The organism is Streptomyces roseifaciens (genome assembly GCF_001445655.1).
Taxonomy (GTDB): Bacteria; Actinomycetota; Actinomycetes; order Streptomycetales; family Streptomycetaceae; genus Streptomyces; species Streptomyces aureoversilis.
This window is the reverse complement of sequence record NZ_LNBE01000003.1, coordinates 119,857-146,467: the sequence shown is the minus strand read 5'-3', so window position 1 is coordinate 146,467 and position 26,611 is coordinate 119,857. Positions and strand designations below refer to the sequence as shown.

24 protein-coding genes and 2 pseudogenes are annotated in these 26,611 nt (G+C 67.6%); 10 read left to right on the top strand and 16 right to left on the bottom strand.

Going from position 1 to position 26,611, the window contains the following annotated elements; all coding sequences use genetic code 11:
- Positions 1 to 39 precede the first annotated feature (39 nt).
- The 5 genes from AS857_RS06680 (at position 40) to AS857_RS06660 (ending at position 9,508) form a co-directional block, all read left to right on the top strand.
- The gene (locus tag AS857_RS06680) at positions 40 to 477 is read left to right on the top strand and encodes a hypothetical protein (RefSeq protein WP_144440747.1); all 438 of its coding nucleotides are present in this window, start codon (positions 40 to 42) and stop codon (positions 475 to 477) included.
- Positions 478 to 555: 78 nt separating this feature from the next.
- The gene (locus tag AS857_RS06675; protein ID WP_058042226.1) at positions 556 to 2,043 is read left to right on the top strand and encodes a hypothetical protein; all 1,488 of its coding nucleotides are present in this window, start codon (positions 556 to 558) and stop codon (positions 2,041 to 2,043) included.
- Between the two features lie 297 nt (positions 2,044 to 2,340).
- Positions 2,341 to 3,498 carry a restriction endonuclease-related protein gene (locus AS857_RS06670; protein ID WP_058042225.1) on the top strand — a complete coding sequence of 386 codons (1,158 nt, stop codon included), beginning with the start codon at positions 2,341 to 2,343 and terminating at the stop codon, positions 3,496 to 3,498.
- Positions 3,495 to 6,845: a hypothetical protein gene (locus AS857_RS06665; RefSeq protein ID WP_058042224.1), complete on the top strand. Its 3,351-nt coding sequence runs from the start codon at positions 3,495 to 3,497 to the stop codon at positions 6,843 to 6,845. The genes AS857_RS06670 and AS857_RS06665 overlap by 4 nt, the downstream gene beginning before the upstream one ends.
- The gene (locus tag AS857_RS06660) at positions 6,839 to 9,508 is read left to right on the top strand and encodes an RNaseH domain-containing protein (protein ID WP_058042223.1); all 2,670 of its coding nucleotides are present in this window, start codon (positions 6,839 to 6,841) and stop codon (positions 9,506 to 9,508) included. The genes AS857_RS06665 and AS857_RS06660 overlap by 7 nt, the downstream gene beginning before the upstream one ends.
- A 240-nt stretch (positions 9,509 to 9,748) precedes the next feature.
- Here AS857_RS06660 and AS857_RS06655 read toward each other — a convergent pair whose 3' ends face one another.
- The 14 genes and pseudogenes from AS857_RS06655 to AS857_RS06595 all read right to left on the bottom strand — a co-directional run.
- A complete protein-coding gene (locus AS857_RS06655; RefSeq protein WP_058042222.1) occupies positions 9,749 to 10,513 on the bottom strand; it encodes an SPDY domain-containing protein in 765 nt (254 codons plus the stop codon).
- Positions 10,514 to 10,544: 31 nt separating this feature from the next.
- On the bottom strand, positions 10,545 to 10,823 hold the full coding sequence (locus AS857_RS06650; protein ID WP_058042221.1) for a hypothetical protein: 279 nt from the start codon (positions 10,821 to 10,823) through the stop codon (positions 10,545 to 10,547).
- 44 nt (positions 10,824 to 10,867) lie between these two features.
- The gene (locus tag AS857_RS06645; RefSeq protein ID WP_058042220.1) at positions 10,868 to 11,257 is read right to left on the bottom strand and encodes an SPDY domain-containing protein; all 390 of its coding nucleotides are present in this window, start codon (positions 11,255 to 11,257) and stop codon (positions 10,868 to 10,870) included.
- Positions 11,258 to 11,503: 246 nt separating this feature from the next.
- Complete coding sequence (locus AS857_RS42310; protein WP_420823942.1) at positions 11,504 to 12,184, bottom strand: SPDY domain-containing protein; 681 nt, start codon at positions 12,182 to 12,184, stop codon at positions 11,504 to 11,506.
- Between the two features lie 306 nt (positions 12,185 to 12,490).
- On the bottom strand, positions 12,491 to 14,251 hold the full coding sequence (locus AS857_RS06640) for an Ig-like domain-containing protein (protein ID WP_058042219.1): 1,761 nt from the start codon (positions 14,249 to 14,251) through the stop codon (positions 12,491 to 12,493).
- A 234-nt stretch (positions 14,252 to 14,485) separates the two neighbouring features.
- Complete coding sequence (locus AS857_RS06635; protein WP_058042218.1) at positions 14,486 to 15,358, bottom strand: winged helix-turn-helix transcriptional regulator; 873 nt, start codon at positions 15,356 to 15,358, stop codon at positions 14,486 to 14,488.
- Between the two features lie 88 nt (positions 15,359 to 15,446).
- Positions 15,447 to 15,869 carry a hypothetical protein gene (locus tag AS857_RS06630; RefSeq protein WP_058042217.1) on the bottom strand — a complete coding sequence of 141 codons (423 nt, stop codon included), beginning with the start codon at positions 15,867 to 15,869 and terminating at the stop codon, positions 15,447 to 15,449.
- Positions 15,870 to 15,908: 39 nt separating this feature from the next.
- Complete coding sequence (locus AS857_RS06625; RefSeq protein WP_058042216.1) at positions 15,909 to 16,400, bottom strand: hypothetical protein; 492 nt, start codon at positions 16,398 to 16,400, stop codon at positions 15,909 to 15,911.
- 132 nt (positions 16,401 to 16,532) lie between these two features.
- Complete coding sequence (locus AS857_RS06620) at positions 16,533 to 17,330, bottom strand: hypothetical protein (RefSeq protein WP_058042215.1); 798 nt, start codon at positions 17,328 to 17,330, stop codon at positions 16,533 to 16,535.
- A gap of 54 nt (positions 17,331 to 17,384) precedes the next feature.
- Positions 17,385 to 18,074, bottom strand: a complete 690-nt coding sequence (locus AS857_RS06615; RefSeq protein ID WP_058042214.1) for a helix-turn-helix domain-containing protein — start codon at positions 18,072 to 18,074, stop codon at positions 17,385 to 17,387.
- Complete coding sequence (locus tag AS857_RS37315; RefSeq protein WP_079110133.1) at positions 18,071 to 18,685, bottom strand: DUF3631 domain-containing protein; 615 nt, start codon at positions 18,683 to 18,685, stop codon at positions 18,071 to 18,073. The genes AS857_RS06615 and AS857_RS37315 overlap by 4 nt, the downstream gene beginning before the upstream one ends.
- Positions 18,682 to 19,173, bottom strand: a complete 492-nt coding sequence (locus tag AS857_RS06605) for a hypothetical protein (protein WP_058042212.1) — start codon at positions 19,171 to 19,173, stop codon at positions 18,682 to 18,684. Before AS857_RS06605 ends, AS857_RS37315 begins: the two co-directional genes overlap by 4 nt.
- 7 nt (positions 19,174 to 19,180) lie before the next feature.
- Positions 19,181 to 19,801 carry a DUF4913 domain-containing protein gene (locus AS857_RS06600; RefSeq protein WP_058042211.1) on the bottom strand — a complete coding sequence of 207 codons (621 nt, stop codon included), beginning with the start codon at positions 19,799 to 19,801 and terminating at the stop codon, positions 19,181 to 19,183.
- Positions 19,802 to 19,952: 151 nt separating this feature from the next.
- Positions 19,953 to 20,345 (bottom strand): annotated as a pseudogene (locus AS857_RS06595) (DNA methyltransferase); the annotation flags it as partial.
- Positions 20,346 to 20,414: 69 nt separating this feature from the next.
- Between AS857_RS06595 and AS857_RS37310 the strand changes: the two are divergent.
- A protein-coding gene (locus AS857_RS37310; RefSeq protein WP_162492566.1) for an IS5 family transposase occupies positions 20,415 to 21,223 on the top strand; the annotation gives its coding sequence in 2 pieces (ribosomal slippage) (positions 20,415 to 20,754 and positions 20,754 to 21,223; 810 coding nt in all).
- 4 nt (positions 21,224 to 21,227) lie between these two features.
- Here the strand turns inward: AS857_RS37310 and AS857_RS06580 are convergent.
- Together AS857_RS06580 and AS857_RS06575 are read right to left on the bottom strand one after the other, a co-directional pair.
- Positions 21,228 to 21,602 (bottom strand): DUF6896 domain-containing protein, encoded by a 375-nt coding sequence (locus tag AS857_RS06580; protein WP_245699632.1) that lies wholly within the window; start codon positions 21,600 to 21,602, stop codon positions 21,228 to 21,230.
- Between the two features lie 120 nt (positions 21,603 to 21,722).
- Positions 21,723 to 22,091, bottom strand: a pseudogene (locus tag AS857_RS06575) (DNA methyltransferase); the annotation flags it as partial.
- Between the two features lie 501 nt (positions 22,092 to 22,592).
- Here AS857_RS06575 and AS857_RS06570 point away from each other — a divergent pair.
- The 4 genes from AS857_RS06570 (at position 22,593) to AS857_RS06555 (ending at position 26,512) form a co-directional block, all read left to right on the top strand.
- A complete protein-coding gene (locus AS857_RS06570) occupies positions 22,593 to 23,756 on the top strand; it encodes a C40 family peptidase (RefSeq protein ID WP_058042208.1) in 1,164 nt (387 codons plus the stop codon).
- Between the two features lie 254 nt (positions 23,757 to 24,010).
- Positions 24,011 to 24,319: a DUF6112 family protein gene (locus AS857_RS06565; RefSeq protein ID WP_058042207.1), complete on the top strand. Its 309-nt coding sequence runs from the start codon at positions 24,011 to 24,013 to the stop codon at positions 24,317 to 24,319.
- On the top strand, positions 24,319 to 25,023 hold the full coding sequence (locus tag AS857_RS06560) for a hypothetical protein (protein WP_058042206.1): 705 nt from the start codon (positions 24,319 to 24,321) through the stop codon (positions 25,021 to 25,023). The genes AS857_RS06565 and AS857_RS06560 overlap by 1 nt, the downstream gene beginning before the upstream one ends.
- Before the next feature lie 28 nt (positions 25,024 to 25,051).
- Positions 25,052 to 26,512 carry an SCO6881 family protein gene (locus tag AS857_RS06555; protein ID WP_420823941.1) on the top strand — a complete coding sequence of 487 codons (1,461 nt, stop codon included), beginning with the start codon at positions 25,052 to 25,054 and terminating at the stop codon, positions 26,510 to 26,512.
- The last annotated feature ends 99 nt before the right edge of the window (positions 26,513 to 26,611 follow it).

The following is a 26,611-nucleotide window of genomic DNA, read 5'->3' as shown; positions in this document are numbered from 1 at the left end:
CGAATCGCAAGTAGCTCTGCAGGACACCCGCGGCCGATCGTGGAACAGCAGACCGCAGCGCAACAGGAGGGACATCGGGTGTTCTGGCTCAAGAGGAAGACCGCCGGCCAGGGGCAGGAGCCCGCCGCTCCAGCAGCAGCGCAGTCCGCTCCGGAGTCCTTCGAGGTACCGACGGACTTGCGAGTGGACCGGACCGCGGCGTCGTTCATGGCCTTCCCTCACCCCGGGCCACTGGTCATCGCCGAGACGACTGTCACCTGCCGCCAGTGCGAGGCCGAAAGGGAATGGATGGTGATCAAGACCGGCGAAGGCGTGTTCATCCGCTGCCGCTGCACCCTCACCTGGCCCGAACCACGCATGACGCCCCAACGGTTCGACGACCTGATGGGCCCCGTCACCGATGTGGCACCAGACTTCCGTCACGCCCTGCGCTCCATGGGCTACGACGGCGCCTTTGCTGGCACCTATCTCTCATAGCGCGCGATCTTGCATCAGGTGCAAGGCGCAGCCCTCGGTTGTCTTCCTCGGCCAGGCGGCGCCTCGTACAGTCGTCTAATGGAGCACGATTACCACTTCTATCCCAAAGGCGAGTGCCTCGACTGCTGCCTGGAGGTCCTGGCCGCGGGACGCTCGGCGGATCACAAGCTCGGGGCGGAGAACGTTGTCGAGGAGTTGGTCGAGGACCACCGCAGCCTGGTGGAGCTCTACCTGCTGGGCCTCGTGGCTGCGGCTCTTCCTATCGGGAGCTCTCGACGCTCCGTACCGGACCTCGTTCTCTGGATGTCCGGGCTGAAGTCACCTGCGCGCATCGCATCGGCGCTACCGACTCCCAGCGCGGTAGCGGTAGGCGTCGCGGAGGCAGTGCGCCAGCTTGTCCCAGGCCGACCTGACTTCTTGGTGCGCAAGGTGCTGGAAACCTTGGCTCCGCACGTTGAGGAGGAACTCGCCGCCCTATGGTGCGACGTGACCCTCCTCAGCGCAGAGCGCTACCCCGTGGAAGCAGGAGGACTCCGTGCCCGAATTGAAAAGCGGGCGAGCCGCCGGCCCACGTTGTGGGCCAACTCTCTCGATTGGCTACTCGCCATTGGCCCCCATGTGAGCGATCTCGACGTAAGCCTCACTCTTGCCCTCGCGGAACAGCACCGTTCAGTACGGCGATCCCTGAAGGCGAGCGTACGAAGCGACATGCTGGAGGTCCGGAGGCGGGCCGAGGGTATCCAGGCTCTGGCTGACGGCAGCGGCCCCATCGAGCAGAGGCTCTTGGACGTTCTCGCAGGCTCCCTTGATGCTCGTCGGCGGGTCTTCCCGAGGCCCCTTGAGGCCCCGTCATCCACGTGGCTGGCCAGCAACAATCTGGAAGATCTGACACGCGGCGCGGTGTCTGCTGCTGTTGCGGACTTCATGGAATTCGTGTCCAGATCCGGCGCCCAGGAAGAGGAGTCGCTGACGGCACGCTTGCTGGAGAAGCTCGTGCAGAACTTCTCCATCGGATCGAAAATGGGGCGATGGGCAACGCCAGAATCCCCAGAAGTGGCGCTGGCAAGTCGGCAGGAGACCAAGAAGGTAGAGAAGACGAACGGTGCAGACATCGGCATCCTCCTGGAAGTCGAAGCCCCTGACCGATTGACGACACGTATTGGCGACCTTGTTCAGGTCAAAAAAGCCGATGCGTTGATCCCCAGCGCTTCTCGGAGAGACGCATGGAAGATCAACCGCTTGCAGCTCAACACCCTGCTGGAACACAGCCCCACGGCGTCCTACTGGCTCATACCCAACAGCGGAAAGGTCTGCGTCGTACCCGCGAAGTTCCTGGCCGCAATCGGAGCAGCGAACCAAAGACGGGCGAGTTTGTTCACTGTCGGACACAGCGATATCCGCCACGTCGCTGTAGGACTAGACAACTACCTGACCGATCTGATCGTGGGCATGTGGCTGGGGAGCAGCTCTGAAGCTGCCCTTGCAGCTGCCGCCGGGGAGACTCCGATGAACCGACCCGAATTCTTCCTGAACATCAAGGTCACCCTTCCCCCGCTGCTGGACTAGTCGCGCAGCCACGCAGACTCGGTTCGTGAGGGATATCAGAGCCATCACCTTCGTGTCCCCCCGGCCCGAAACGGGCCACGGACGCAACGGACGAGCACCCGATCGGGTGAATATTCGATCACGGCGCACCCCCCAACCGATCATAAACATGCTGGTCAGCGCTACAGCAGGCCTTGGACCCACGACACGTTCAACTCGGGTTCTTGCGCTCTCGTTCTCATGACTACGACATCATCACTCTCGTCACACGCAGCTCCCTGTCAAGGACACTCAGTAAAGTGAGATGGAGGAGTGACGGTGCTTGATGCCGTTATGAGCCGACGCCGGACCATGCTCGTTAGCGCCACCATTCGCCTCGGGTACGCCTGGATGGTTCGGCGCGAAGAGTCGCGGGCCTGGCGCGAAGTCATGAGTATGACCGGGGTGGTCAATTCGATCCTCGGTACTGGCCGGGAGGCCCTGACGCCAGCCGAACTCGTCGACCAGTTGTCGCAGTATCCACTACGCCGCATCGCTCCCGACGTCTTTGAGGACGACCCCCTTGGGCGCATCACGGTCCTGGAGTGGGGTGAGATCAGCGACGACGTCTACTCCGACGGGTGCTCGGCAATCGTCTCGCTACTGGAGAAAGGCGATCGAGGACGTGGCTGGATGCCCACGTGGACGTGGCTGCAGCACGAGATCATCGAGCATGAGGCGTTCTTGGGGCTCAAAGCCGGCGCGAGCGAATCGGATTACGTAATTCGCCGACGATTCCCGATCGAGCACCCGGCCGGCGAACGGGAAACCATCGCTGACCAGTGCAGCGATGCCGGGATTCTGCCTCCAGTCCGCTACGTCCCCCTCCCGCCAGACCGCGTCCATCAGGGACGCCACTGGTGGCCGTGCCCGACCTGCCAATGGCCCATGCGGGTCAACGGCGCAGCGGTGCGCTGTAGCTACCGGGCTCATAACGCCGAATACGCCATCCGCAGTTTGAAGAGCGGGGAGCCTCCCAAGCTCCGCCCACGTGACGACACGGTGCGCAGGCAGCCTGCGGCCAAGATCGTGCACCCTGAAGGCAGCCGGCAGACGGTATGCGTCGAGTTCCCGGTGTGGCGCTACATCGTCGTTCCTGGCATCGAGGAGCTCAAGCTCCACAAGAAATGGGACGGCAAGCCGCCTCTGACTGTCTCCCTCTGGCCTCACCAGGATGCCTACGACGTGAAGTTCGCCATCAAAGAACTGGACTGGACACTGGCGATCGACCTCAAAGACGTCACCAGCGCCTCCGCCCTAGCCGACGAGATCGCCAAGAAGCCGCTCGCCGCGAAGACCATCGTCCTCCCGAACCACCGCGGCATCGCCCAGCGCGCAGAACTGCAAGACCTCCTGCCCGACTACACCGTGCTCATGGTCGACGACGTGAACCGGATCGTGAAGAAAAAGCTGGCCGAGGCGAGGAGGGCCCAGTGACTGACGAACGTGAACGTGACGGTATCAGGCGGCGTGAGTCCCGGCTCTTGCCGCGCCTCATCGCCTGCGCCTGTGCTTGCGCACAGGCCTACTTCCCTGACGGCCGATCGGGGACCACCTTGACAGCCGCCCAGTTTTTGTTGACTGGGAAGTACGACGTCTGGGCTGCCTTCGCCTCTCTCTCCCTGGACGATCACCGTCGTCTCAGCCGACTGCTCGACCACAGGATGAACCCGCTTGCGAATGAAGGTGCATTCCGCGAGCACGCCATCCGCAACTTCTTTGACAAGAACATTCCAGGCTTCCGGTTGCACGAGGACGAAGAGCAAGTGGCCGCCCACCATGGCCTCGAACCCCGCGACTGCATTGACCAGCTACTGACTGAGATGGACGACATCCGAACCTCTCAGGCCATCGCCAGCCCGATCGCGAAACCAGGGGAATACACCCACACCCTGCGCGTGCCAATGGCAGGCCGCCAGAACGCACCTGTCCTCGCCTACTACACCTTCGAAGAACGCCACGCACCGCCACGCGATCCACGACCGGTACGGCTGCCCACCGCTCCGAACCTTGCAGAGGCGGAGATCAAGATCGAGAACTTCCTGCAGTTGAATGCAGAGCTCGACGAAGCCACAGGCAAGGCGTTCCGCGCTGAGACTCTCACCCCGTTCTTCATGAAGATGCGGACTGCACGGGGGGATGCTGTCAAAGAGGTCTTGAGATTGCCTGCGGGGCCGACCCGCGTGCTAAGCGCCCCTACGGGCTCAGGTAAGAGCGTCTTGCTGCGGAGCTACGCGTCATGGGCTGTGCAGGAAGGGCACACGGTGGCTTTGGTCGTCGACACCAACGCGAATGCCCTGAAGCTCACCCACTCAATCGAACAGGATTTGGACGCGTGGGGCGTTCGAGAACGGCTGGGGGCGGACGCCTCACAGGTGGTTGTCCCGTTGATGTCGCCGAATGCCCTGATGCGCGAACTGGAGCGAACGGTCAAGGGCTCGCATGACCCGGACTACGTCGACTGGGTATTCGCCCGGATCGGCTACTCCTGCCAACTGCCCGCATGTGCCTCAGTAGACGAGGCAGTCGACACATGGGTGCCGGGCGGCGAGCCGTGCACGAAGCTGACCGCCGTACGCCCAGAGCGCGGTGAACCTTACCGAAGCATGCCAGCCCCCAAGGTCTGCCCCTTCAAACAGAGCTGCGGCAAATTCCGGCTGGCCCGGCAGGCAAGCACGGCCCGCATTATCGTCACCACGCACGCCAACCTCTACGAGGGGCGGATGCACATCCCACTGGAGATGGACGACGGGATGGTGGACGAGAAGGTCAGCGTGGAGAAGTTCCTCATGATGCGCGCCCAGGTCGTCCTGATTGATGAACTCGACGCCTTCCAGTCAACGGTGATGGGCCGTTCCGGGCGTGGATTGACACTGGCTTGGGGTGATCGTGGACACGATCGCCCACTGCTGGAGGTGGACACACAGCTCGTCAGTGCCTTCGGCCGACTGCCCGGAGCCTTGGAAGAGCGGACACGCTCCAACGTGTCGGAGTGCAGGCGCCTGGCCGAGACCTACACCATGCACCTGGCGCGAGGCGACCTGGCCCTCAGCGATCAGCTCCCTGACGACCCATATGAGAAGCGCCGCAAGCACCGAGGGGGCCGACGGTGGATCGTTCCCCAGCGTTGGGATGGATGGCTGAGCAAGCACCTCGCTGCCTTCCTCGCGCACGATGAATCCAAAGTGTCCACCGACCCCGGGGCGCCGGAGGATTCGGGAGGGGCCGTACTGCTGGAAGCTGTGTATGACACCAAGATCGCGTCGTACCTCCTGCCCGCGCATGTCCGCGAGTTCGCGCGGACGGTACGCTCGATCACGACCGCCGTGGACGCCGCAGGGGTTCTGGAGAACGCTCGCGGTGAGCTGTTCGAGATGCTGGCTTCCTGGGTACCCGTTGCAAAGACCCGCGCAGCAGTAATCGACCGGCTGGTGCGCCGGATGTTCCTGGTTCCATTGAGGGGAATGCTGTACAGCTTCGTTCACGATGCCCCGCAGCTCAAGCTCGCCGGCGTTCCGGCGGCGGAGGAGATTGCCCAGGCATTGGGCGGCTATGAGACGTGGCGGGCGATCCCGCACGGGCCACTCGGGCGGCTGGTGTTCGCCTTCACCGAGGACCACAACCCCAAGTCCCCGCACGAGACCAAGCTCAGCGCTGCCGCGTTTGGCGGTGACCCGCACCGCTACATCACCTCACTGGGGCAGATCACCGCGCTCGCGCACTCGGGATACCCGCGAGTCGTCCTCGGCTTGTCGGCAACCGCCTACATGCCTGGGGCGCACCGGCACCACATCCACACCCGGCCGGAGTTCATCGTGCCGGACGAAGGATCGAAGGTGGTCATCGACGCCCGCGCCATCCCTGGCCTGGACGGCGAAATGATCCGGATCTCGGGGCTTACTGGCAAGAAGAGACGGGAGGCCACGAGGCAGCTCGGGATGAAACTGTGGAGCGAGCTCTCGCACGAGCTCGAAACGCTCGCCGCGGACAACTCCCCCGGCGTCCAGGACGCGATCCTGCTCGCCACGACCTCCTATCAAAGCTGTCGAGACCTGGCCGAAGGCATGCGCATCGCCGGCGCACCACCTGGTCTGATCGCTGTCGCGGTGCGGCCTGACGCGGACACCGACGCGACGGCTGAACCGGAGGCTGAAGACCGGCCCTGGATCGAGATCGCCGGAGACCAGCTGGAGGACTTCGGCGCACGAGCGCACGCACGCATCCTCATCGCCCCGCTCAAGCGAGCTGAGCGCAGCCTCAATATCCTTACGCCCGGTGAGCGCCGCTCCCGCATCGGTTCCATCTGGCTCGCGGTACGCCCGATGTCGATCGTCGATGATCCCGACGAGCTACTCGCCCATGTGGGCGCCAGAGCCCTTGACGATCAACGCGTCCATGACCAACCATGGCTCGAACTCGCGCGATCCAAGAAGACTGCCGGCCTGTACTTCGACGAACTGCTCAGCAGCCAGCGCTACTTCAGCGTGCTACCGCGCCGGGCCAAAAAGGCCATCGCTGCCGAACTCATCGCCTCCATCATCCAGTTGGTTGGCCGCGCGCGCCGTGGCGGCACACCCGGGCGGATTCGGCTCGTCGACTATGCCTTCCTGGACCCCAAGGGCAACTCCGACCTGCCCAGTCTCATCCGGCAGCTCCGTGCCGACTGGTCCCGTACCGGTGAACTCGACATCCTGCTCACCACCAACGGCGAGGCCCTTCGTGCCTTCTTCACCTTCGCCAACAACCACACCGTCACCACAGACTCTCTGGAAACCGCATGCTGACCTCCCTGGCCTACCTCCTCACCCCCAAGCGCCTCGGGCGGGTCGTGCTCTACCAGCTGAGCGAAGAATTCGCCGAGGCATGGGGCCAATTGCCCAGCTACCGCGACAACGACACATCCAAGCCGGTGCGCCCTGCCTACGCAGGACTTGCGACAGCGCTGTCCGCCGTGACCAACCAGCCCATCGTGATCATGCCGGATACCATCGTCCCGCCCGAAGACGACCTCCATGTCCCCGCCGTCCTGGCCACCACCACGCCCATCACGCCGCGCCTGCTCACCCGGGCCGTGCGTAGCTGGGAAAAACTCATCCGGGGCGGCGCGGATGACAACACCCTCGCCCCGCTTCTGGCACAGGGGGAAAGAGCCGAGCGCGAACTCGGATCCTTCATTCGCGATGCGTCCACCGGGCGGCCCCGAGCGCCCCAGTGGTTCTTTCGAGTCGCCGCGTGGAACTTCGCTGCCGCCCTCGCTCGCGTCCCGCTCCATCTACCTGCCGGTCCGGCCGACGCAGGGCAGCGCCTCGAATGGGTGATGGACACCAGGGGCAGCCTGCTCGCCTGGGACCACGTCCTGAAAGGAAAGACCGAGCGGCCGGCGAGGACCGGCTACGCCATGCACAAACTCGACTTCCGTGTCATCACGCTGCCCGGCGAGCCCCGGATCGGTATCCACGTCCTGCCGACCTTCAGCAGACTGGCTACCCACTGGGCCAGCACACGCACCGCGTTCATCGAACGCGGCAAGAACAACACCGTGCTACGCCTGCCCGTCGGCCACCGCCGTACCAGCGAGGGCTGGGAACCGTACGCCCGAAACTTCGCGGCCCAGGTCGTCGCGGCCTGCAATCTCGAAGCGATCGAACTCGGCACCAACGAGATGCTGGCCGACACCAGCGGGTCAGTGCGAGCCTTGGTCCCGGGCCCCACTGAGCATCCGCTCGGTAAAGGCACAGGCACCCGTTTCAATCTCTACCTCGCGAACCATATCAAAGAGGCCGCCGCAACCCTGAAAATCGAACAGGTTGCATATGAACGTACCGACGTCGAGGTAATCCGCCGTGCCAAGGGACCGATCGCACGGGAGGATCTTGACCATGCGCTGAGTGGTACGGGGCATGACCGAGTGAGGGTCCTCGCCCTGTACGACGCGGAATACACCCGTGAGCGCCTGATCACCGCTCTGACGCCGTACCTCGAAGAACCAGAGGGGGCCGCGACCTGGGAGGACAATCGTGATCACCCACTCACGGACAGGCTCTGTGTCCAATTCCGACGCATGCCCGCTCTGGTCTCCCCAACACCGGTTGACTGGGACCGAGAGCTCACTTTTCTCGCGCCGCTCGTGAGCACCGCGCTCACCGGTGTGTGGGTTGAGACGATTTGGAACCCCAAGAAGCGCACCTCCCGCAAGGGACAACAAGCCGACGTCTACGACCCGAAGCGCGATCTCCGCAGGCATTTCCATCAACGAGGCATGGTCTCCCAGTTCATTGCCCAGCGTCCCCGGCCGAAGCCGCGCAACCCGGAAGACGAAGAACATCAGATCCAGGACTCGGAGGTCGGATCTGAATTTCAGACCTTGGTCACGGACGCTGACAGCTCCTCGACGTCAGGCAAGTGCGAGGATGCCAAGAAGTCGAAAAAGAGTCGCCCGCGTCTGGACTATCCAGCCATCAACGGACTGCGCGACCTGATGCTCCGCCTTGGAGCGGTCGACGGACGTCTCGCCGATGGTGTCGCACTTGATCACCCCACGATCCTCGTCGGCCTGCACCTGCGACAGCAGCGGGTCAGCTCGAGGTTCGGCTCCGCGGACAAGACACAGATGGTGGAGGTCCTCACGGCCCTGCACACCCATCCGGATCCACAGCAGCCCTGGCGACTGGAAATGTACAGCCGTCGCGACCACACCTGGCTACCTCTCCCGCAAGGAGAGGCATCCTTCGGCGCCGGCCCGATCGGAGTGGACCAGCACGCCCGCCATAAGGAAGGCGCCGCATTGGTCCGTGAACACATCAAGGCCGCACTGCGGATTCTGCCCGGTCAGACGCCACTCATCATCTTCGTCGACACGGAAGCATGTCGAACCATTTGGCCAGGACTGCAGCATGCTCAATTCAGCGAAGGCGCACTCCCTGGCGACGGACTCGGCGGCAACGGCCGCTCAATCGCCGTGGTCAGCATCAACACGTCATACGGCGAAGTACCCACCCCTGTCGACCGCGCCGACGCACGGGGGCGACGGGACCAAGCACGGCCACAAGCACCTGATGACTGGCTGCACGCACGTACTACGGTCACCGGCTTGACCAGCTGGTACTTTGCCCAGAAATCGCGCAGCTACGACGGTTTCGGTCAGACCAGCATCAACGGCAGCACCTACACGCGCTTCACCATCCCCGAGGAACTGAAAGAGGCGCTGCTTCGAAAGGATTGGCACAGTTTCACCGCGACGCAGATCACCGTGCCCCAGACCGGCGGGCACAAGGCGCAGGATCTGGCCGCACTAGCCGCGGCGCTATGCCATCAGTCTCTGGCCTGGGACGCCCGTACCCGCCTTCCCGTCCCTCTCCATGTCGCCGGGGCAGTTGATCGAAACCATCCCGAGTACCGCGGGCCCAGTTTTGAAGCCGAAACCGAGCCCGGTGAGGATGCCCCCTGATCGCTCTTCGCGGCGAGGACAGCGTTCCAAAGGGGCGGTGCCGTCGAGGGCAATGGCAAGCTGTCCAATCGCCGGACACATGGCGCAGCAGTGCACCTCGATGGGCCAGCGGGCCAGCGGTTGCCGTTCCCCGATGGCGCCTACTGGTAGTGGCGTACCCCGGTTGGGGTGTGCCACTACCGAGACTGGGTCAGAACAAGAATCCGCAACGGCATGGTGCGGAGCCGGCGCCCTCGTGGGTCAGGGCGGCAAGCTGATGGTGAGGTGTCCCACGTTCTCCTCAAGAAGGATGGAACGGCGAACGGGGGCTGGGTCAGCGAGTGCTTGGGTGAACGCGCCAACCAGTTCTTGCGGCGTGGAAGGGCTGAAGGCCGCGCACCACTGGTGAGGGAGGTGGTCGTCGGTTTGGGCCCAGGCGAGGTATCCGGGCAGACCGGGGATGGGGTTGCCGTCCTCAATGGCCTCGGAGACCGCTCCGTAGGTCACCCATGCCTGGAGTTTCGGGGCGTAGTAGGTGTTTCCGGCGTCGGTCGGATCGGTGGACCAGCGGGCGTCGGCGAGAGGCTCGAGCGGGGGCCGGCCAGGTTCTATCCCGCTGGTGGCGTCCTGGGCGGCGGCCAGGGCGGCGGCGAAGGCGGTGACGAGCTCGTGGGGGACGCGGGCGGTGAAGTAGGCGTTCCACAGGGGCGGTGCAGCGACTTCGGTGCGGGCGAAGAACTCCCACACCACGGGGTCCCCGTCGAAAAGCACGTTCGGGTGGCCGGGGAGCCATTCGGCGCCGCGGAGTTGGTTGGCATCGAGGAGGTGGCGGGTCTGGGTGCGGGTGGTCCAGCAGCTCCATCCGAGGTCGACGAGGGCGTTGGTGACGCGGTCGCCGAGGAGGCCGTCGTTGTCGGCTAGGTAGCGCGGGGAGACGAGGAATGGGCCGGCGTCGGCGGCCGGGACGCTGGTGCGCTGGTTGCCGTGGGCCTGGCCTGGGTTGGTCGAGGACAGGAAGAACTCCACTGATCTGTGAGGCGGTTGGTGGTCGGCCGGGTCAGCGTGCCGTGGCGCGTACCTGGCGGCGTCGAGTTTGCGGCGCGGTGGTGTCGGCGGTCCATCGCAGGGCTACGGCGACGGGGCGGGGCAGGTAGCTCTGCTGTCCGCCATCGCCGATGAACACGGCACGACGGCCGTCGTCGTCGAGCCCCTCGGTGAGCGTGCCGAGGTAGTGCGCGAAGGGGAAGTCCGGGTTGACGGCGAGGCGGACGACGGCGTCATCGTTGTAGGTCTGCAGGCGCTGGACGAGCTCTCGCACGGTGATGTCCTGGGGCAAGATCGTTCTCCTTGGTATGTGTACCGGTACTGCGATGGAATGGGTCAGAGGGCCATCGTCGCTGCGGTCGTTGTGTATGGGGCGGCGGGTCGGGAAGTGGAGATCACCGCTGCGACGAAGGCGGCGATGAGTTCGGCTGGGGTCTCCGGTTCAAAGCTCGCTGCCCAGCCGGGTACCTCAGCGGTGCCGGTGACGGCGATCTTCCAGCCCTCGCCGTCCGTCCCAGGTCGGCCTTCGGGGAAGTATCCGAGGTAGAGGCGGCCGTCCTTCGACGAAACGTGCACGTCGGCTCTGTCGTCGACCACGAAGTGGTAGTCGTCGGCGTCGAATTGGTTCAGGACACGGGTGGCCTGTCCGGGGCCGATCTGCCACTCGCGCAGGCGCAGGGCGGCGAGGGTGGTACGGAATCCCGGTGTCGTCGTCTCGATGGCCATGAGGGCTTCCCTTCTCTGGCCTGCGGTTTTTCGGACTGGGTGACTTTGACATGGGTCTGCGACGTCTCTCCAGTCCGATACGGCCGTTTCGCGTCTGCCGTGGGCGAATCGACTGTCTGCATTGCCATCTCACCGATCATCACGCGGTGTTCGTCGCCCGGGGGACTGGTCCCGGCATGTTCGCGAGGGCGACATGACAAAGGCCCTCACCGTGGGGTGAGGGCCTCGTGCGGGATGGGTGCGTGGTCAGCGGACTCGGCGTCCGGACGCTGGTGTTGCTGACAGCGGTACGGGTCTGGGTGCGGCGGTTCCAGGGCGTTGCGTGGTCGCGGTGCGGGCGCGGGCGGCGTGTGCGCGGCGTACGTCCAGGGGTGTGGGGATCGGGGGTGGTATGGGGGTGAGCTGGGCGTGGTTGCGGGTGAGGCGGGACAGTTCGCGGGTGTAGCGGGTGACGGGGGTGGGGTCGGCGATGGCTGTGGTGGTGGCGGTGATGAGCTGGGTGGGGGTGTGGGTGGTGAAGGTGGCGTACCAGTCCGGGTAGCGGCGGCCGGTGCCGCCTCGGAGCCACCAGCGGGAGTGGTGTCCGGTGATCTCGCTCTGGTGGTCGGGGGCGAGGTGCTCGTAGGTGAGGCGTGCATGGCTGTCGGGGGCGGTGAGCTCGTCCGTCCAGGCGCGTCGGTCGTGCTGCCAGCCAGCCGCGGTCAGCGGGGTGAACGCCTCGGCGGGTTCGTTGGTCGCGCCGTGGAGGTACGTGTCAGGGCCTTGGGTGTATGCCTGGGCGAGGGCGGTGGTGAAGGCGGTGACGAATTCGGTGGGAGTGCGGTCGTTGAAGGTCGCGGCCCAGCGTACGGAGCCGAAGGCGTCGTCGTAGGCGCTGATGCGCCACAGGCCGTCGTCGTCTCCTTCGGGCAGGTAGCCCAGGCGGATCCGGTGGTCTGGTGCGGAGACGTACGTGTTGCCGAGGTCGTCGTGGTGCAGGGCCCAGCCGAGGTCGCGCAGGGCCTGGAGTCCGGGGTCGCCGATGGCGGTGGAGCCGGCGAGGTGGCGTGGGGAGACGAGGTACTCCTGGAACGGGTCCTCGCGGACAGAGGGGGACAGCGGTGGCTCCTGGAAACCGGGGCGGCGCTCGCCGGCCGGCGAGCGCCGCGAGACGCGCGACAGGACGGGAGGCCACAGGAGTGGGCTCCTGGCCGGGAGGGGGTTCAGGCTTCCCGGCCAGAAACCGGGCGGGGGTTACTCCTGCGGGTCAGTGGTCTCGTCCTCGGCGGCGGTCTTCTGCCGGCGGCGGGTTGCCCACAGGGCGCCGCCACCGGCCAGCAGCAAGGCTGTGGCTCCGCCCAGCGCCCACGCCGTGGTGTCGGCACCGGTGTGGGCGAGTGCTCCGCCGGCGGAATCCGGGGTGTCGGGGGTCTTGGGCTTGTCCGGCCGGTGCGGCGGGGTGGTCGGCGGCATCGAGGGAGGCGTGGTGGGCGGGGCCGTCGGCGGCGTGGTCGACGGGGTGTTCTCCACAGTGACGGCGACCTGCTCCCCCGGCTTCGCCGTGAACGACGACGGGATCTCGTTCAGCTGGTAGTGCTCGGGGGCCTTGGTCTCCTTGGCCCAGTAGCGGGTGCCCGTCTTGAGGTCGACGCCGAGCTTGAGCTTCGCGGTGCCGTCCGCGCCAGTGGTCAGCTCGGCTATCTTCTTGCCCGGCTGGTGCTTGCCCGCGGCGTCGACGACGTCGGAGTCGATCTCGATGACCGCGCCCGCGAGTGCCTTGCCAGTCGACTTGTCGATCTTCTTCACCAGGAGGTCGGCGTCCTTGAACGGGTCGACGACGGTGATCGGATGGGCCTTGGCGGACTGGCCCTCGGTGATGACGATGTCCTGGTCGGGCACCAGAGCGTGGATCTTGTCGCCGCTGTCGGTCTCGTGCAGGCGGTACGTGCCCGGTGCGAGGTTCTCGAAGGCAAGGATGCCGTCCGCGTTCGTCCTGCCTTCGGCGACGGTCTTTCCGGTGACCGGGTCGATGAGCTGGAAGCCGACGTCGGCCATCGTGTCCTTGCCCGGGTCGGTCTTGTGGATCTCGACGCCGCCAGTGGCGGGGGTGACCTTGACCTTCGTGGTGCCCTCGGCGGTGATGGTGTCGCCGGCCAGCAACATGCGCTGGGCCGAGGCGTCACGCGGTTCGAGGACCTTCAGCTGTGAGCCCGGCAGCCCGCTCGCCGTCGCCTTCACCGCGGCTTCACCGGCCGTGCCGGTGGTGAACTGCCAGATGGCGGTTCCGTCCTTTCCGGTGGTGACGCTGCCGCGGGCGGTGCCGGAGCCGGTCTCGGACAAGTCGATCTTGACGCCTGGGACCTTGGCGCCGGACAGGGAGGCGGTGACCTCGACGGCCACCGAGACCTTCTTGCCCGCCGTGGTGGTCTCGACGCTCGGCTTGATGTGCAGGGTGTACGGGCCGGCGTACTTCTTCGCTTCGGCGATGTAGCCCTCGGCCAGCGTGCGGGCCGTCGGCGACACATTCGGGTAGCCCAGGCGCTGCTTGCCGCGGGAGCTGTTGATGGCGTACTTCCCGCCGGCCAGGAACTCGTACGTCGCGGCGTCGACGGCAGCAGCCTGCTCGTTGGACTGTGTCTGGCCGTACTTGCCGATCACGTAGGAGGCGTAGGCGACGTGGGAGTCGGGAACAGCCTGGCCGGTCTCGGAGGACGTCCAGTGGGTGACGGTCTTCGGACCAGTGTAGCCTCCGGCGGCCTGGGGGCCCTTGCGCTCGGGGTCGGCGCAGTAGGTCTCGCTGTCGCCCCAGACCTTGATGCCAGGCGGACCGTAGGCGCCGATGTGGGAGGTGGCGGCGTTGCCGTCGGAGTCCGGGATCGTGTAACCGGGCCCGAAATCAAGCGGCTTGGCGTCGGCGGCCTGGGCGGTCGGCATCCAGGCGAGCGTGCCTGCCACGCCGGCGGCAATGGCGGTCGACAGCAGCCGGACGGTGCGAGAGGTGGTGCGGGTACGCATGGGGTGGTGGTGCTCCTGCGATGCGGTAGGTACCGGCCCCGCGCAGCGGGGACCGTGGGGTGAAGCCCGCGCCCAGCGGGACTGGAGACGGAAGGAGAGCAGCGAGGCGCGGCCGTCAGGGGGTGCGGCTACGGTGCGCGATGGTGAACGGTGTGCCCAAGGCCGGGGCGGAGGATGTGAGGGTCGTCGGTTCCGGCCGGTGCTCAGCAACGGGCATGAGGGGCGTGGCGTTCGTCATCGTGACCGCCCGCTCGTCGTCGGGGCCGGGATGCTGGGCACGTGGCGGGTGGTGTGGGAGAACATGTCGCTCTGCCGCCACGAGGGCGGTGTGCGCTGTGCGGTGATGGCCGGGGTGGTGCGGGGGCTGGTGGCGACGGCGGCCGCGGCCACTGACCGTCGTACCTGCCCGTCCTGCGCACGGTCGGCGGCCTGGGCGGGTGCCCAGACAGGGTGGTGTGCTGTAGTGGGCGGCTGGCCTGCGGCCCACGCCGACAGCGCGGTGTAGGTCGGGCCCAGGGCGCGGGCGGCGGCGGTGAGTTGGTAGGGCGAGCGGTGGTTGTCGGTGACGCGCTCGACGAGACCGTCGGCGCCCAGCTGCCGCAGCCGGGAGGTGATCACCATCGGGGACAGGCCGGGGGCTACTTCGCGGGCCAGCTCGCCGCTGCGTATCGGGCCGTTGGCCTGCAGCGCCCACAGGACGGCGGTGGCGTGGCGCGGGGTGATCAGCTTGAGTGCGTCCTCGACCTGCTCGGCGCGGGCGGTGGGGCCGGTTTCCTCCAGGCATGCGGCGGCCCAGGCAGCCAGTGCGTCCTGGGCGGGGGCGAGTTCGCGTCCTCGGTCGGTGAGGGCGTAGTAGACCGGGCGTCCGTCGGTGGCGGTGCGGTCGATGAGTCCGTGGTCGGCCAGGGCCGCCAGTCGCTGGGAGACAGCGGGATCTTTCAGCCAGGGCAGCTTCTCGCGCACCTCGTGGTAGCGCAGGCGGCCGGTTTGCTGGAGGGTTTGCAGCGTCCACACGCTCCAGCGTGGGGCGATCATCGCCAGGGACTCCTCCACGCGCTGCAGATCGTTGATGCGGGAGGTCGGGGGCGTGAAGGTGGTGGCGGTCACCGAAGGGCTCCTTGCAGAAGGTCAGCGGGTACGGGCAGCGGTTGCGCACGATGCTCGGGACGAGGGCTGAGTACCTGGCATTGGCGCGTCAGCGATTGCGACGTACGGCGGGCGTGGTGGAGGCCGGTGCAGCTCGCGGCACCGGCAGGGCCGTGGCCACCGGGCGGGCAGCTGCAGGCCGGGAGGAGCTGGTGGGCATCGTGCGCAGCAGCTCGTCGATGGCCTGGGCGTACTGGGCTTTGGCGGTGGTGGCTGCCGCCAGCCACTGGAGGTCGACGGCCAGGTCCTCGGCCGCCGGTTCCTGGCCGGGGGCGGTGGCCGTGTGGAGGCGGTCGCGGACCTCGTCCAGGTGGTCTTCGGCGACGGTGAGAAATCTCCGCAGCTCCAGCATGCGCTGCACGGCCGGCGAGACCGACGCGGTGGCCTGCTGCTGGTGCAGTTCTTCCATGCTGTGGCCGAAGGCGGCCTCGATGACGCCGTCCTTGCTGGACGGGCGCAGAGCAACGCTCACACAAACCTCAACATCAACGACAGGGTGGAAAAGGGTGGTTCACCGGCGGCGGGCCGGCGCCTCGGTGCGGATGGCTGTCGGCGGTGCGGTGCTCGCGGCCGGTACTGACGCTGTCGCGAGCGGGTAGTTCGGGGAGTGGGCGGTGGCCGCGGCCGCCCGCCGGGCTTGCGCTGCCACCGGGCCGGTCATGGGAAGGGAGGCGTGGCGGTCGACGAGGCGGAGCAGGGCCGTGGCCTGGGCGTCACGGGCGGCCAGCGCCTCGGTGACCGCGCCCGCGGCCTCCAGCAGATGCCATCCGTCGGATTCGCTCAGGCCGTCTTCCGCGGCGCCGAGTCGTTCGAGCAGTACGTCGTAGTGGCCTTCCAGCGTCTGCTGCAATTCGGACAGCCGGGCGTACGCCTCCACGATCTCCGCGAGGCCCGTGTCAGGGTGCGCTGTGGTCGCGGTGTGCTGCTGGAGGTCGGTGAGGGTGCGGCCGAGGGACTGCTCGATCCGTGCACCGAACAGTGCCAACACCTCGTCGTCACTCATAGATCAACTCCCGGGGCACATACGGGTGGTAGTGCTTCCAGGATCTGGATGACGGCCGGTTTGGATAACCGGTGATCGCGCGCTATAAGCAGGCACCGCTCGGCTGGGGCGGCTGTGGGCCGAGCCGCCCGGTCAGCGCCGGCGCCCTGACGAGGGAGGCGTCGGCGGCTTGGCGGGCGGGAGGGCCGCAGGGGGTGGCTGGGGCGGCGATCTGCGGGTGGTGGCGCGGGCGGCCTCGGCCCTGGGCGTGGCAAGCACGCCGGGGACGGAGGTGCGCGGCGCCGGAAGGGGTCCCTCGCGGTTCTCCATCCACTCCCATGCTGCTTCCGCGTTGCGGAATGCTCCTTCGCGCAGGGTGTAGGTCGGGCTGTCGGGTGACCACGTTTCAAGAAAGAGACGGTACGGCTTGTCGGCGCTGGAGGGGTCGGTGTCGTGGACCAGCACGGACGTCTCGTACTCGGTGCAGTCGTCGGTGTAGTGCTCGACGACGTCGTACCGGGTGCCGGAGGTCATCACCTGTTCTTCCAGCACGGTGGTCAGTGCATCGGCCGGCCGTGCTCCCGTGCGCTCCGACGGCACGCGGACGGCATCCGGTGTCGCCCCTCGGGCGATCAGCCATCGCTGGGCCAGGGGGATCAGGGGATGGCGCTCGGCGTCGAAGCGGAAGGTCCGATTGTCCAGGTCCCGGGTCAGCGTCATGGCCAGCAGCTGCGGGCTCCCGGGGATGTCCCAGGTGGCCGCGGTGTCATGCAGGACGAGGTAACTGTGCCAACCATCGTCAGTGTGGTGGGTGACCAGCGGAGCGAGGCAGTCGTGGTTGGTGGTCAGAGCGTGGAAGAGGTACTCATCGCTCCCGTCGGCCAGGATGTATCCGTCGAGACGGAAGACCAGGGCGGACAGGTCGGGCAGGTCACATTCGGGATGGTTCAACGGTGCTCTTCGATCAGGGGTCATCCACGGTGAGGAACCGTGGCGTCGGCATCGTCAGCGTCGGCGGGGCCGGGCCGTCTGCGCAGCCACGGGCGCAGTGGTCGGGACGGTCTGCACCGCGGGTGGGCTCTGGCGGGTGCGGGTCAGGCAGGCGCGGCCGGCATCGGTCAGCGTGATGGGCTGCCCGGTGTGCAAAGGTCGTGTGGTGTCCCGGTTCACCAGGCCCTGGGCTTCGAGCCGTTGGAAGGCGGACCAGGTGACGCGGTTGCCGGAGGGGGTGGTCACGGACATGCGGTGGGTGAGCAGGTGCTCGCGCAGTACCGCGCCGCCGGGGGCGATGGCCACCAACGCGGCGTAGTCGGCCTGGAGCAGATCGGCACCGGTAGGCGCCAGGCGGGGCCGGTTCCGTTCTTCGAAGGGCTTGAGCGTGCGCAGCAGTTCGGCGGCGCGCTCGTCACGCTGGGCGGCGGCATCCTGCAGCTGGGCGACGGTGCGGTCGATGCGTTGGAAGAGGGCGTCTTCGACCTCGAACTCGCCGCTGGAGAGCCGGTGGAGCAGGGTGCGGTAGAAGGTGACACCCCGCTCCGCGTCCGCCAGCGCGCGGTGCGCGGCCACCACATCCGCGAGCCCCTCATCCGCATGGACGCCGGTCTCCCACAGTGCGTCGATGCTCCACCCCGTTGCGCTCTCCACCCGTGCATCGAGGGCCGTCAGCGTCTTCGGGGAAGTTCTCGTGGTGCTCACACGGCACGCCCGTCATGGCGGGCGGGGCTGACCGGCAGGTCCGGGCGGTGTCGGTGCAGCGCGGCGGTGAACTCCGAGCGCCGGTAGCCCTTGCGCTGGGTGCCGTCGGGCAGGCGGATATTGTGCGAGCGGATGCTGTACGGGGACAGCAGCATGGCCAGGCGTCGGGGGGTGAGGTCTTCGCGCTGCCAGGCGCCCCAGGCCGACCCCTTCGTCGAACGCAGGGCCTCCACGAGGTCCGCAGTGGGCAGAGTTCCAGGGTCTGCGTGGGCGGCGAACACCTCACGACAAGTCCGAAGAATTCCCGTATCGCCCTGGCTGTATTTCACCGCGTCAGGCGTGCGCCGGCCTGCGGACGGGTGCGCGGCAACTTCTCTGGGGGCTGCGCTGCGGCGCGGTGTGGCATTCAGCAGGTGGACGAGCTCTTCCGTACGCTCCAGCAGCTCGGCTGCCGTCTGTCGACACCGGGCGCGGTGCTCCTCCTGCAGGGCTTCGTCAGTGTGGATGGCCGGGGTGAGCGCCGGGTACGGCAGGCGCATACTCGCCCCGCCGGGGCGATGCTGTGCGCAGCAGGGGGTGCCGATCAGGAGCTCAGCGAGGAAGGGCGTCATCGGGAAGGGCCTTTCTGGGCGAGCGGAGCCGTCGGTGCGGCGGTGGCCGCGGGGACAGTGCGCCGCTGGGGCGTGGGGGATGCGGAAGTGTGGACCGGCACGGTGCGGGGTGATCGGGCGCGGGCGGCGGTGGCGCGGGGGGAGGTGGTGGTGCGTGTGCGGCCGAGCCGGTGGAAGGCGGTGTTGTACGCCTCGAAGCCGGCGCGGGGGCGCATGGCGACCAGGAAGATCTCCCGTTTGTGCATGGAGCCGGCCGGGGCGGGGCGTTCCTGGTAGACGATGCGCCAGTCGACCTTGGCGTCGACGTAGAGCTTGCGGCAGTCGGACAGGTCCTGGCCGTGCCGGTCGTCGAGACGCTGACCGCGCTGTTCTCCGTGGACGAGGTCCTGCAGGGAAAGGAGGGCAAGGTCGCGGATCTCGGTCGGTGCCTCGCGCAGGTCGTCCAGGGCGCGGGGGTCGGCGGCGAACGCGAACTTGGGGAAGCTCACGTCAGCGTCACGCGGCCTGGGTGTGTCCGGTGGTGGGGACCGGTTCGGTGGTGGGCTTCGGGCCGGGCAGCAGACGGTGCGCGGGCCGGGCCGGATTCGTGGTGCACGCGGCGAACGGACCACCGGGTGCGCGAAGTTGGGCCATGGTGTGGTCGAGGTGGTCGCGGTGCCACGTCGAGGGGCCCGACGGTCCGGCCTCGGGGTCGATGTGCTGCTGCCAGGCCAGCCACAGAGCGTGGAGGCGGGCAACGGCCTCGGGGTGCTGGTCCCACCAGGGGCACCAGGGGGCGCTGGAGGTGATCTCCCGGCCGTAGACCGGCAGGAGCAGGTCATCGACCCAGTCGGTGAGCGCGTCGAGCTCGCTCTCGTACGCCTGGCCCTCCATGGCCATGATGAACAGCGGTTCGCCACCGCCGGCCGGTCCTGGACCAGGAGCGAACCCGGTGAAGTCGGGTCCTGGCAGCGGTATCGGCGGCGGGTCGGCGGCCAGGTGGTCCAGGGCGCGGGCTTGCTCCTGGGACTGGTCGATCAGCCGGCGCACGCTCGCGGACAGATCAGCCAGGTCGAGGTCCGTCATACGGACCGGCTCGGGGATTTCTCCCGTGGACGGGTCGGGGGAATCAGGCACAAAGCTTCTTTCAACAGGGCGAGTTCAGTGAAGACCAGCGTCCGAACGTAAGCCGGTTTGGGTAACCGGCATCCGGGCGCTATCAGCAGGTGGTACAGCGAGCCCGTGTCCGATAAGGGTGGCGCTCCTGGCCCCTGGTGAGCGTCGTCGGTTACTCGGTGGGGCCGGCGAGGGCGTAATCGTCCTGCGAAGAGACCGTGTGGAGAGCTTCAGCGAGGCGGTTCTCGGCGATGTCCGTGTAGTGCTTCGTCTTCTCGATGCCGATGAAGTCGTAGCCTTCCAGCAGGGCGGCGACGCCGGTGGATCCGGAGCCAGCGCAGAAATCGAGGATGGCCCCGCCGGGCGGGCAGATCTTCACCAGTTCCCGCATCACCTCAACGGGCTTCTGCGTGATGTGCTGGCGGCCCTTGCGCGGCTGGGATCCCGTGTAAAGGCCGGGCAGGTAGACCGGGTTGCGATCGGCGTCCACCGCACCCTTGGACGCCCAGTGGATGAACTCGCAGGACTGCTTGAAGCGGCCCTTCTGCGGCCGGGCCTGAGGCTTACTGATCGTTTCAGAATGAGTTGAGCTGCGGGTCTTGCACTCGCCAATCCTGGTCGGCAGGGTGTCCGGGTGCGTGCTGATCTTGTTCCGGACGACCTGTGGGAGCGGGTGGCCCCGTTGCTGCCACCCGCTCCCGAACGGCGCCGCCGGTATCCCGGGCGGTTGCGTGTTCCTGACCGAACAGCACTCGCCGGAGTCCTGTTCGTGCTGCGGACCGGTGTCGCCTGGCGGGACGTCCCGGCGGAGACCGTGGGCTGTTCCGGGGTGACGGCCTGGCGCCGGCTGCGGGACTGGACCGAGGCCGGCGTCTGGCCACGCCTGCACGCCGCCCTGCTGACCGAACTGCGCCGCGCGGACTTGTTGGACCTGGACGACTGCTCCGTGGACGGGTCGCACGTCCGGGCCCTCAAAGGGGGGATCACGTCGGCCCTTCACCCGTCGACCGCGCCCGCCCCGGCTCGAAGCACCACCTGATCGTCGACCGCCACGGAACCCCGCTCGCCGTCACTCTCACCGGCGGCAATCGCCACGACGTCACCCAGCTCCTGCCCCTGCTCGACGCCCTCCCACCGATCCGCGGACGGCGGGGACGTCCCCGCCGCAAGCCCCGGCGCCTGTATGCCGACCGGGGCTACGACTTCGACAAGTACCGCCGCCTGCTGTGGAAGCGGGGCATCAAGCCGTTGATCGCGCGACGCGGCGTCGCCCACGGCTCCGGACTGGGCAAGGTGCGCTGGGTGGTCGAGCGCGCCTTCGCCTGGCTGCACCAGTTCAAACGGCTCCGCACCCGCTACGAGCGACGCGCCGATCTTCATCAGGGCCTGCTCGAACTGGCCTGCGGCCTCATATGCCTGCGCCGCCTGCGCACCCCATCCTGATCGATCAGCTGGCTACGCTGAACCACCCCGGTCGCACCTCGGTCAGAAGCGGTTGCAGGGACCGCACTGCGGTCCGCAGGTCCTGATCAGTGACGTCGAGAGGCTCCGGCAGGCTCAGCCCGTACGAGCGCAGCCGCCAGAGGTCGAAGATTTCGCTCCCGTCGGCGTCGAAGTCGACATCGACCTCGGTGCCGTTGTCGCTGACGAAGCGGCACCCGGCCCCATGAACCGTGTAGGAGTAGGTGCCGATGTGCCCACTCCGGCTGATGATTCGGCGCGAACGGACCAGGCCGAGGACATCTGCGAGTTGCTCAAGCGACGGGATCGCGGCCCTCATAGCCTCGTCAACCGCGTTCAGAGCCTCGACGTAGCCAAGCACGAGCTCCCGTGCAGCCCCAACCCGTTCCATACAGCACCATCCCCCCTGAGCCCGTGGCTGAAGGGATTGTTCCATGAGCCGCCAGCGTCTCCGCAGGACGGCATTCTGAAACGATCAGTTATGCCAGGCCAGCGTGCCCCGCCACGTCCACCCGCCCGCCTGGAGCGCATCCGACATCGAGCCCGCCTGGCGCCAGTCGGTAAACAGCAGCAGCGTGCCCGACGGCTTCGTCACCCGGTGTGCCTCGGTGAGGATCTGCGTCAGCCAGAACGTGAACGACCTCTGGTCCATGTTCTCGCCGGGGAAATCCGCCAGCTGATGTTCGGCGTCGGTCGAGGTGTACTTCTGCCGTGCCGTGCGAGAGGTGCGCTCCTTGGCCGTGCGACCGCCGGAGTTGTACGGGGGGTCGGTGATCACGGCGTCCACACTGTTATCGGGCAGCGTGGCGAGTACGGACAGAGCGTCGCCCTGGTGCAGGGAAAAAGACATGACGAGGTCCCATTCAAAGGGTGCGAGAGAGAACTGAGAGCGCTCGCGTAGTAAGCACGCCCTGGTGAGCCGGGCGGCGGCTGCGAGCGACTCCAAACTGTAGGCGCGAAAAACCGGTTGACCCCGATCAGAGGGAAAACTGCCCAGAAATCAGTTCCGCCCGCCGAATCCTTTGGCCAACCGGGATTCCGTCCCTACAGTTCTGGTCATGCCCGCCCCGGCCACGCCGGACGGCACCTCCCCCCATCCCCAGCTCCCTTCAGGAGAGGTCTCTTCGCCATGCCACCGAACACCTGACACACCACCCCGGACGCGGCCCGGGAGCTGCAACTCCCCCGCGCCGGCTTGTCGCACCACCAGCAACCAGACCCGTTCCGGGCCCCTTTGAACCAAGCGCACGCCCGGACGGCTCCACTCGAAAGACACTGCCTTGGCACATCCATGCCCTCATCCAGCCCTTCCGCCGCCCCGGGCCCTTTCTGACCGGCCGGGCAGGCGGCATTGAAAGCCGTCGTCGCGACCATCGGTGTCGCGGTCCTCAGCCCGCTGCTGCTGGCCGGCACCGCCGCGGTCGCCGCAGCCGGCGGCGGCGCAGCCAACGCCGCCCACGGTGACTGCGCAGGCGAGGCCGGATCGGTCGACGCCGAAGCGGTCGCCAAACAGGTCAAGGACATCCTTGGCGGGAAGGGCGGCGGGAAGGTCTCCGTCGAGGGGCTCGAGCTGCCCGCCGAGCAGATCCCCAACGCCAAGACGATCGTGGCCACGGGCGTGGCCATGCACATTCCCGAGCGCGGACAGATCGTCGCCCTGGCCACCGCCATGCAGGAATCCCGGCTCCGCAACCTCAACTACGGCGACTTGGACAGCCTCGGACTGTTCCAGCAGCGGCCGTCCGCGGGCTGGGGTACCCCCGCCCAGGTACGCGACCCGGTGTATGCGTCCACGAAGTTCTACAAGGCGCTGCTGGAGGTGCGCGGGTGGGAGTCGATGACGGTCACCCAGGCCGCGCAGGCCGTCCAGCGTTCGGCTTTCCCTGATGCGTACGCGCAGTGGGAGCCGCTGGCCCGTGCCCTGCAGTCAGCGATCATCAAGACGCTGCCGGACGGCGGCAAGTCCAAGCCCGAGGACGGCAAGACCGCCGACAAGGACAAGAAGGACAAGAACAACTCCACGACCGGCAAGGGTGGTTGCGCCACTGGGGCGGACGGGAGCAACTTCGGCACGATCCCGCCGGGCGCAGTGCCCAAGGGCTACGCGATTCCCAAGGACGCCCCGAAGAAGATCCAGACCGCGATCCGTTGGGCGCTCGGCCAGCTGGACACCCCGTACCAGTGGGGCGGCACCTGTGAAAACTCGCACGGGCCGGACCCGATGGGCCGGTGCGACTGCAGCTCGCTGATGCAGATGGCCTACCACGCCGCCGGCGTGAACATCTCCCGCACCACCTACACCCAGGTCAACGAGGGCAAGGCCGTCTCGGTCAACTCGCTCAAGCCCGGGGACCTGCTCTTCACCCGGGGCACCGCGGCGGTGCCTGAGCACGTGGGGATGTACATCGGCAGCGGCTTGATCATCAATGTGCCGAAGACCGGTGACGTCGTGCGCATCACCACGCTCGCGAACTGGAAGCCCCAGATTCTCGCCGCGCGCCGCATCCTCAACTGACCGCAGCGACAGCCAGCTTCACCGAAGCCGCTCGCCCCACGTCCGGGACACACCCCGCTGCACCAGTCAAGCACATCACGTCGGCACGGCTCACGTCTTCGGCCGCAACCGCCCCTTCCGGCAAGCAGGCCGAGATCTGCGCCTGAGCCCACTGCGGCACTTCTCCCCCCTCTCCGAGGCGCTCGCCTCCCTTCTCCCCCTCTTCTTTCGTCGCTTTCGCACGCCGTTTCGGCGTGCCCGCAAGGAGCTCGTCTGTGCCCACGCTCGACCACGTCCGCTACCTCGCCTACAACCCGGGCATCAGCCCGAAGGAGGGCGGGCTTCCGGGCCTGTCCGTCCTGAAGGACGTCATCTCCTCGATCAACCTCTTCGCGATCATCGCGATCGTCGGCGCCCTAGCCGTGAGCCTGGCCGTGTGGGCCTGGGGCCACTACACCGGCGGCCACCAGGCCGAAGCCAACGGGAAGAAGGGCGCGGTCGTGAGCGCAGGCTGCGCGCCCGGCCTCGGCGCCGCCAACGGCATCGTGTCGTTCTTCAGCACGCTCGGGACGCAGGTCCACTAATGCCGAAACGTCTCTTCAAGCGCCCGCGCGCCCCACGCTTCGCCGCGCTGACCTCGCGGACGGCCTCGTGGTCGATGAACCGGCGCCTGGCCGCTGAAATCGCGGCCTTGGCGGTCCTGGCCGGTGCTGCGGGGCTGACTGCCTACCTCACCGCCAGCACCGACAAGCCTGCCGGTTCGCCCCCTCCGGCCTCCACGAGCAGCAGCCCCTCGCCGACGGCCTCGGCCGACAGCGAGAGCAGCGGCTCCGTACCGAAGCCGCCGTCCACCCGTGACCCGGTGGAGTTCGCCAAGGCCGCTGCCGGTGCCCTGTGGTCCTACGACGCCCGCCGGACCACCCGGCCGCAGCACCTGGCCGGGCTGAAGGCATGGATGACGAACGAGTCGAAGTACACCGACTGGGACTCGGTGACCTCGCAGGTCCCCGACCCGACGCTGTGGTCGCGGATGCACGACAACGGCCAGTACGCCACCGCGAAGATCGCCGAAGGTCACATGCCGCAGGCGTTCACGAAGGCGCTCGGCGACAACCCCGGCGCCATCACCGAGGCGTACGTCTACGTGGTCACCGTCAGCGGCAAGCAGTCCATCGCCTGGCGCGGCGGCGGAGCCGGCGCCGAGGGCCGGGCGATCACGCTCGCCGTCCAGTGCCGCCCCGACCGCAACTGCGCCCTGTCCGGGGTCTCTCCCCGCGTCGCTCCCTGACCCACGCCCAGCAGGAAGGAGGTAAAATCTGTGGGCTTCTGCAATCTCCCGCTGGTGGACAACGTCTGCAAGGCGGTCGACGCGATCGATTTCGTCGACCGACCCCGGCAAGTCCATCACCGAGGGTCTCGGCGCGTGGATCGCCAAGAGCGTCGGCGAACTCGCCGCCTCGGCAGCCGACCTGGCCGCCAAGGCCGTCGACACCACCACCAAGGTCGATCTCAACGCAGGCTGGTTCAGAGACAACTACGAACTGATCCTGCCGATCGCCCTCCTGGTGATCGTCGGCACGTTCTGCATGCAACTGGTGCGAGCCGCCTGGAAACGAGACGGCCAGGCTTTGAGCCAGGCGCTCAGCGGCACGCTGGTCGGCGTGATGTTCGCCTTCGGCGCCATCGCATTCACCACGGTCGCCCTCACCGTCGTCGACGCGCTGAGCGACGGGCTGTTCAAAGCCGGGCACTCCTCGATCGCGGACTCCGTTCGCCGCATGATCAAGGTCTCCCAGTACGGCGGCATGTACGAACTCGGCTGGCTGGTCCCCACGTTCGTGGCCATTGGAGCCGCCATCGGAGCGTTCCTCTACTGGTGCGTGATGATGGTCCGCAAGGTCGGCATCCTCGTCCTCGTCACCCTCGCCTGCTTCGCCGGTGCGGGCGGCGGCTGGGAAGTCGCCAAACGGTGGCGCAAGGGCTGGATCGAAGCCACCGCCACCCTCGTGGTCTCGAAGCTCTTGATGACGATCGTCTTCCTGCTGGGTGTCTCCGCCATGGGCAAGACCGATGCGAAGAACGGGCTCGCCGCCGTGTCGGATGCGATGGCCGGCATCGTCGTGATGGTCATGGTGCTGCTGTGCCCGTACATCACGTACCGGTTCGTGCACTGGGCCGCTGATGGTCACGGCGAGGACCTCCACCGTTCCGGCGGCGCCGGTATGGCGGCTGCTTCCCGTACCGCCCAGGGCGTCGGCCGCAAGGCCATGGCCATGTCGGGCGGAGGGGGCAGCGGTGCCGCTCTGGGCGCGGCAGCCCCGCAGGGCCCGTCGCAGGTCCCCGGCCAGCTGCTGGCCAAGGCAGCTCCCTCCAGCTCCGGCTCGGAATCGGATGCGGATACCGACTCCGGTCCGGGTACGAGCAGCGGGACTTCCGGCCCCGGGTCGGGATCTTCCGGGGGGCACGGCGAGGGCGGCTCGGGCGACGAGCCGACGCCCACGCCTCCGCCACGGTTCGCCACGGCGGACAGCGGTTCCGCGTCCCGCAGGTCCGGACAACCGATGGGCCAGGGCGGCGGCACGCCGCCTCAGCAGTCCGGTCCGATGGCCGCAGGTGCCCAGCCGGGAGCGAGCCTGGCCTCCGGCTCCGGTCTGATCGGGCAGGGGCCGCCGGCCCCGACTCCGCAGGGCCCCGCGGTCTCCACACCCAGGCCGCAGCCCGCTACCCGGTCCGGCGAAGCGGCCACCCCGCCGTCGCCTCCCGCGACCGGCAACTGATCCACCGTCCCCCACCCCTTGGGGCACCCGCCGGCTCAGTCCACTGGGGCGGCGGGTGCCCCGGGCCCCACCTGGCCACGCCCCCCTTGCTTCGTCGTG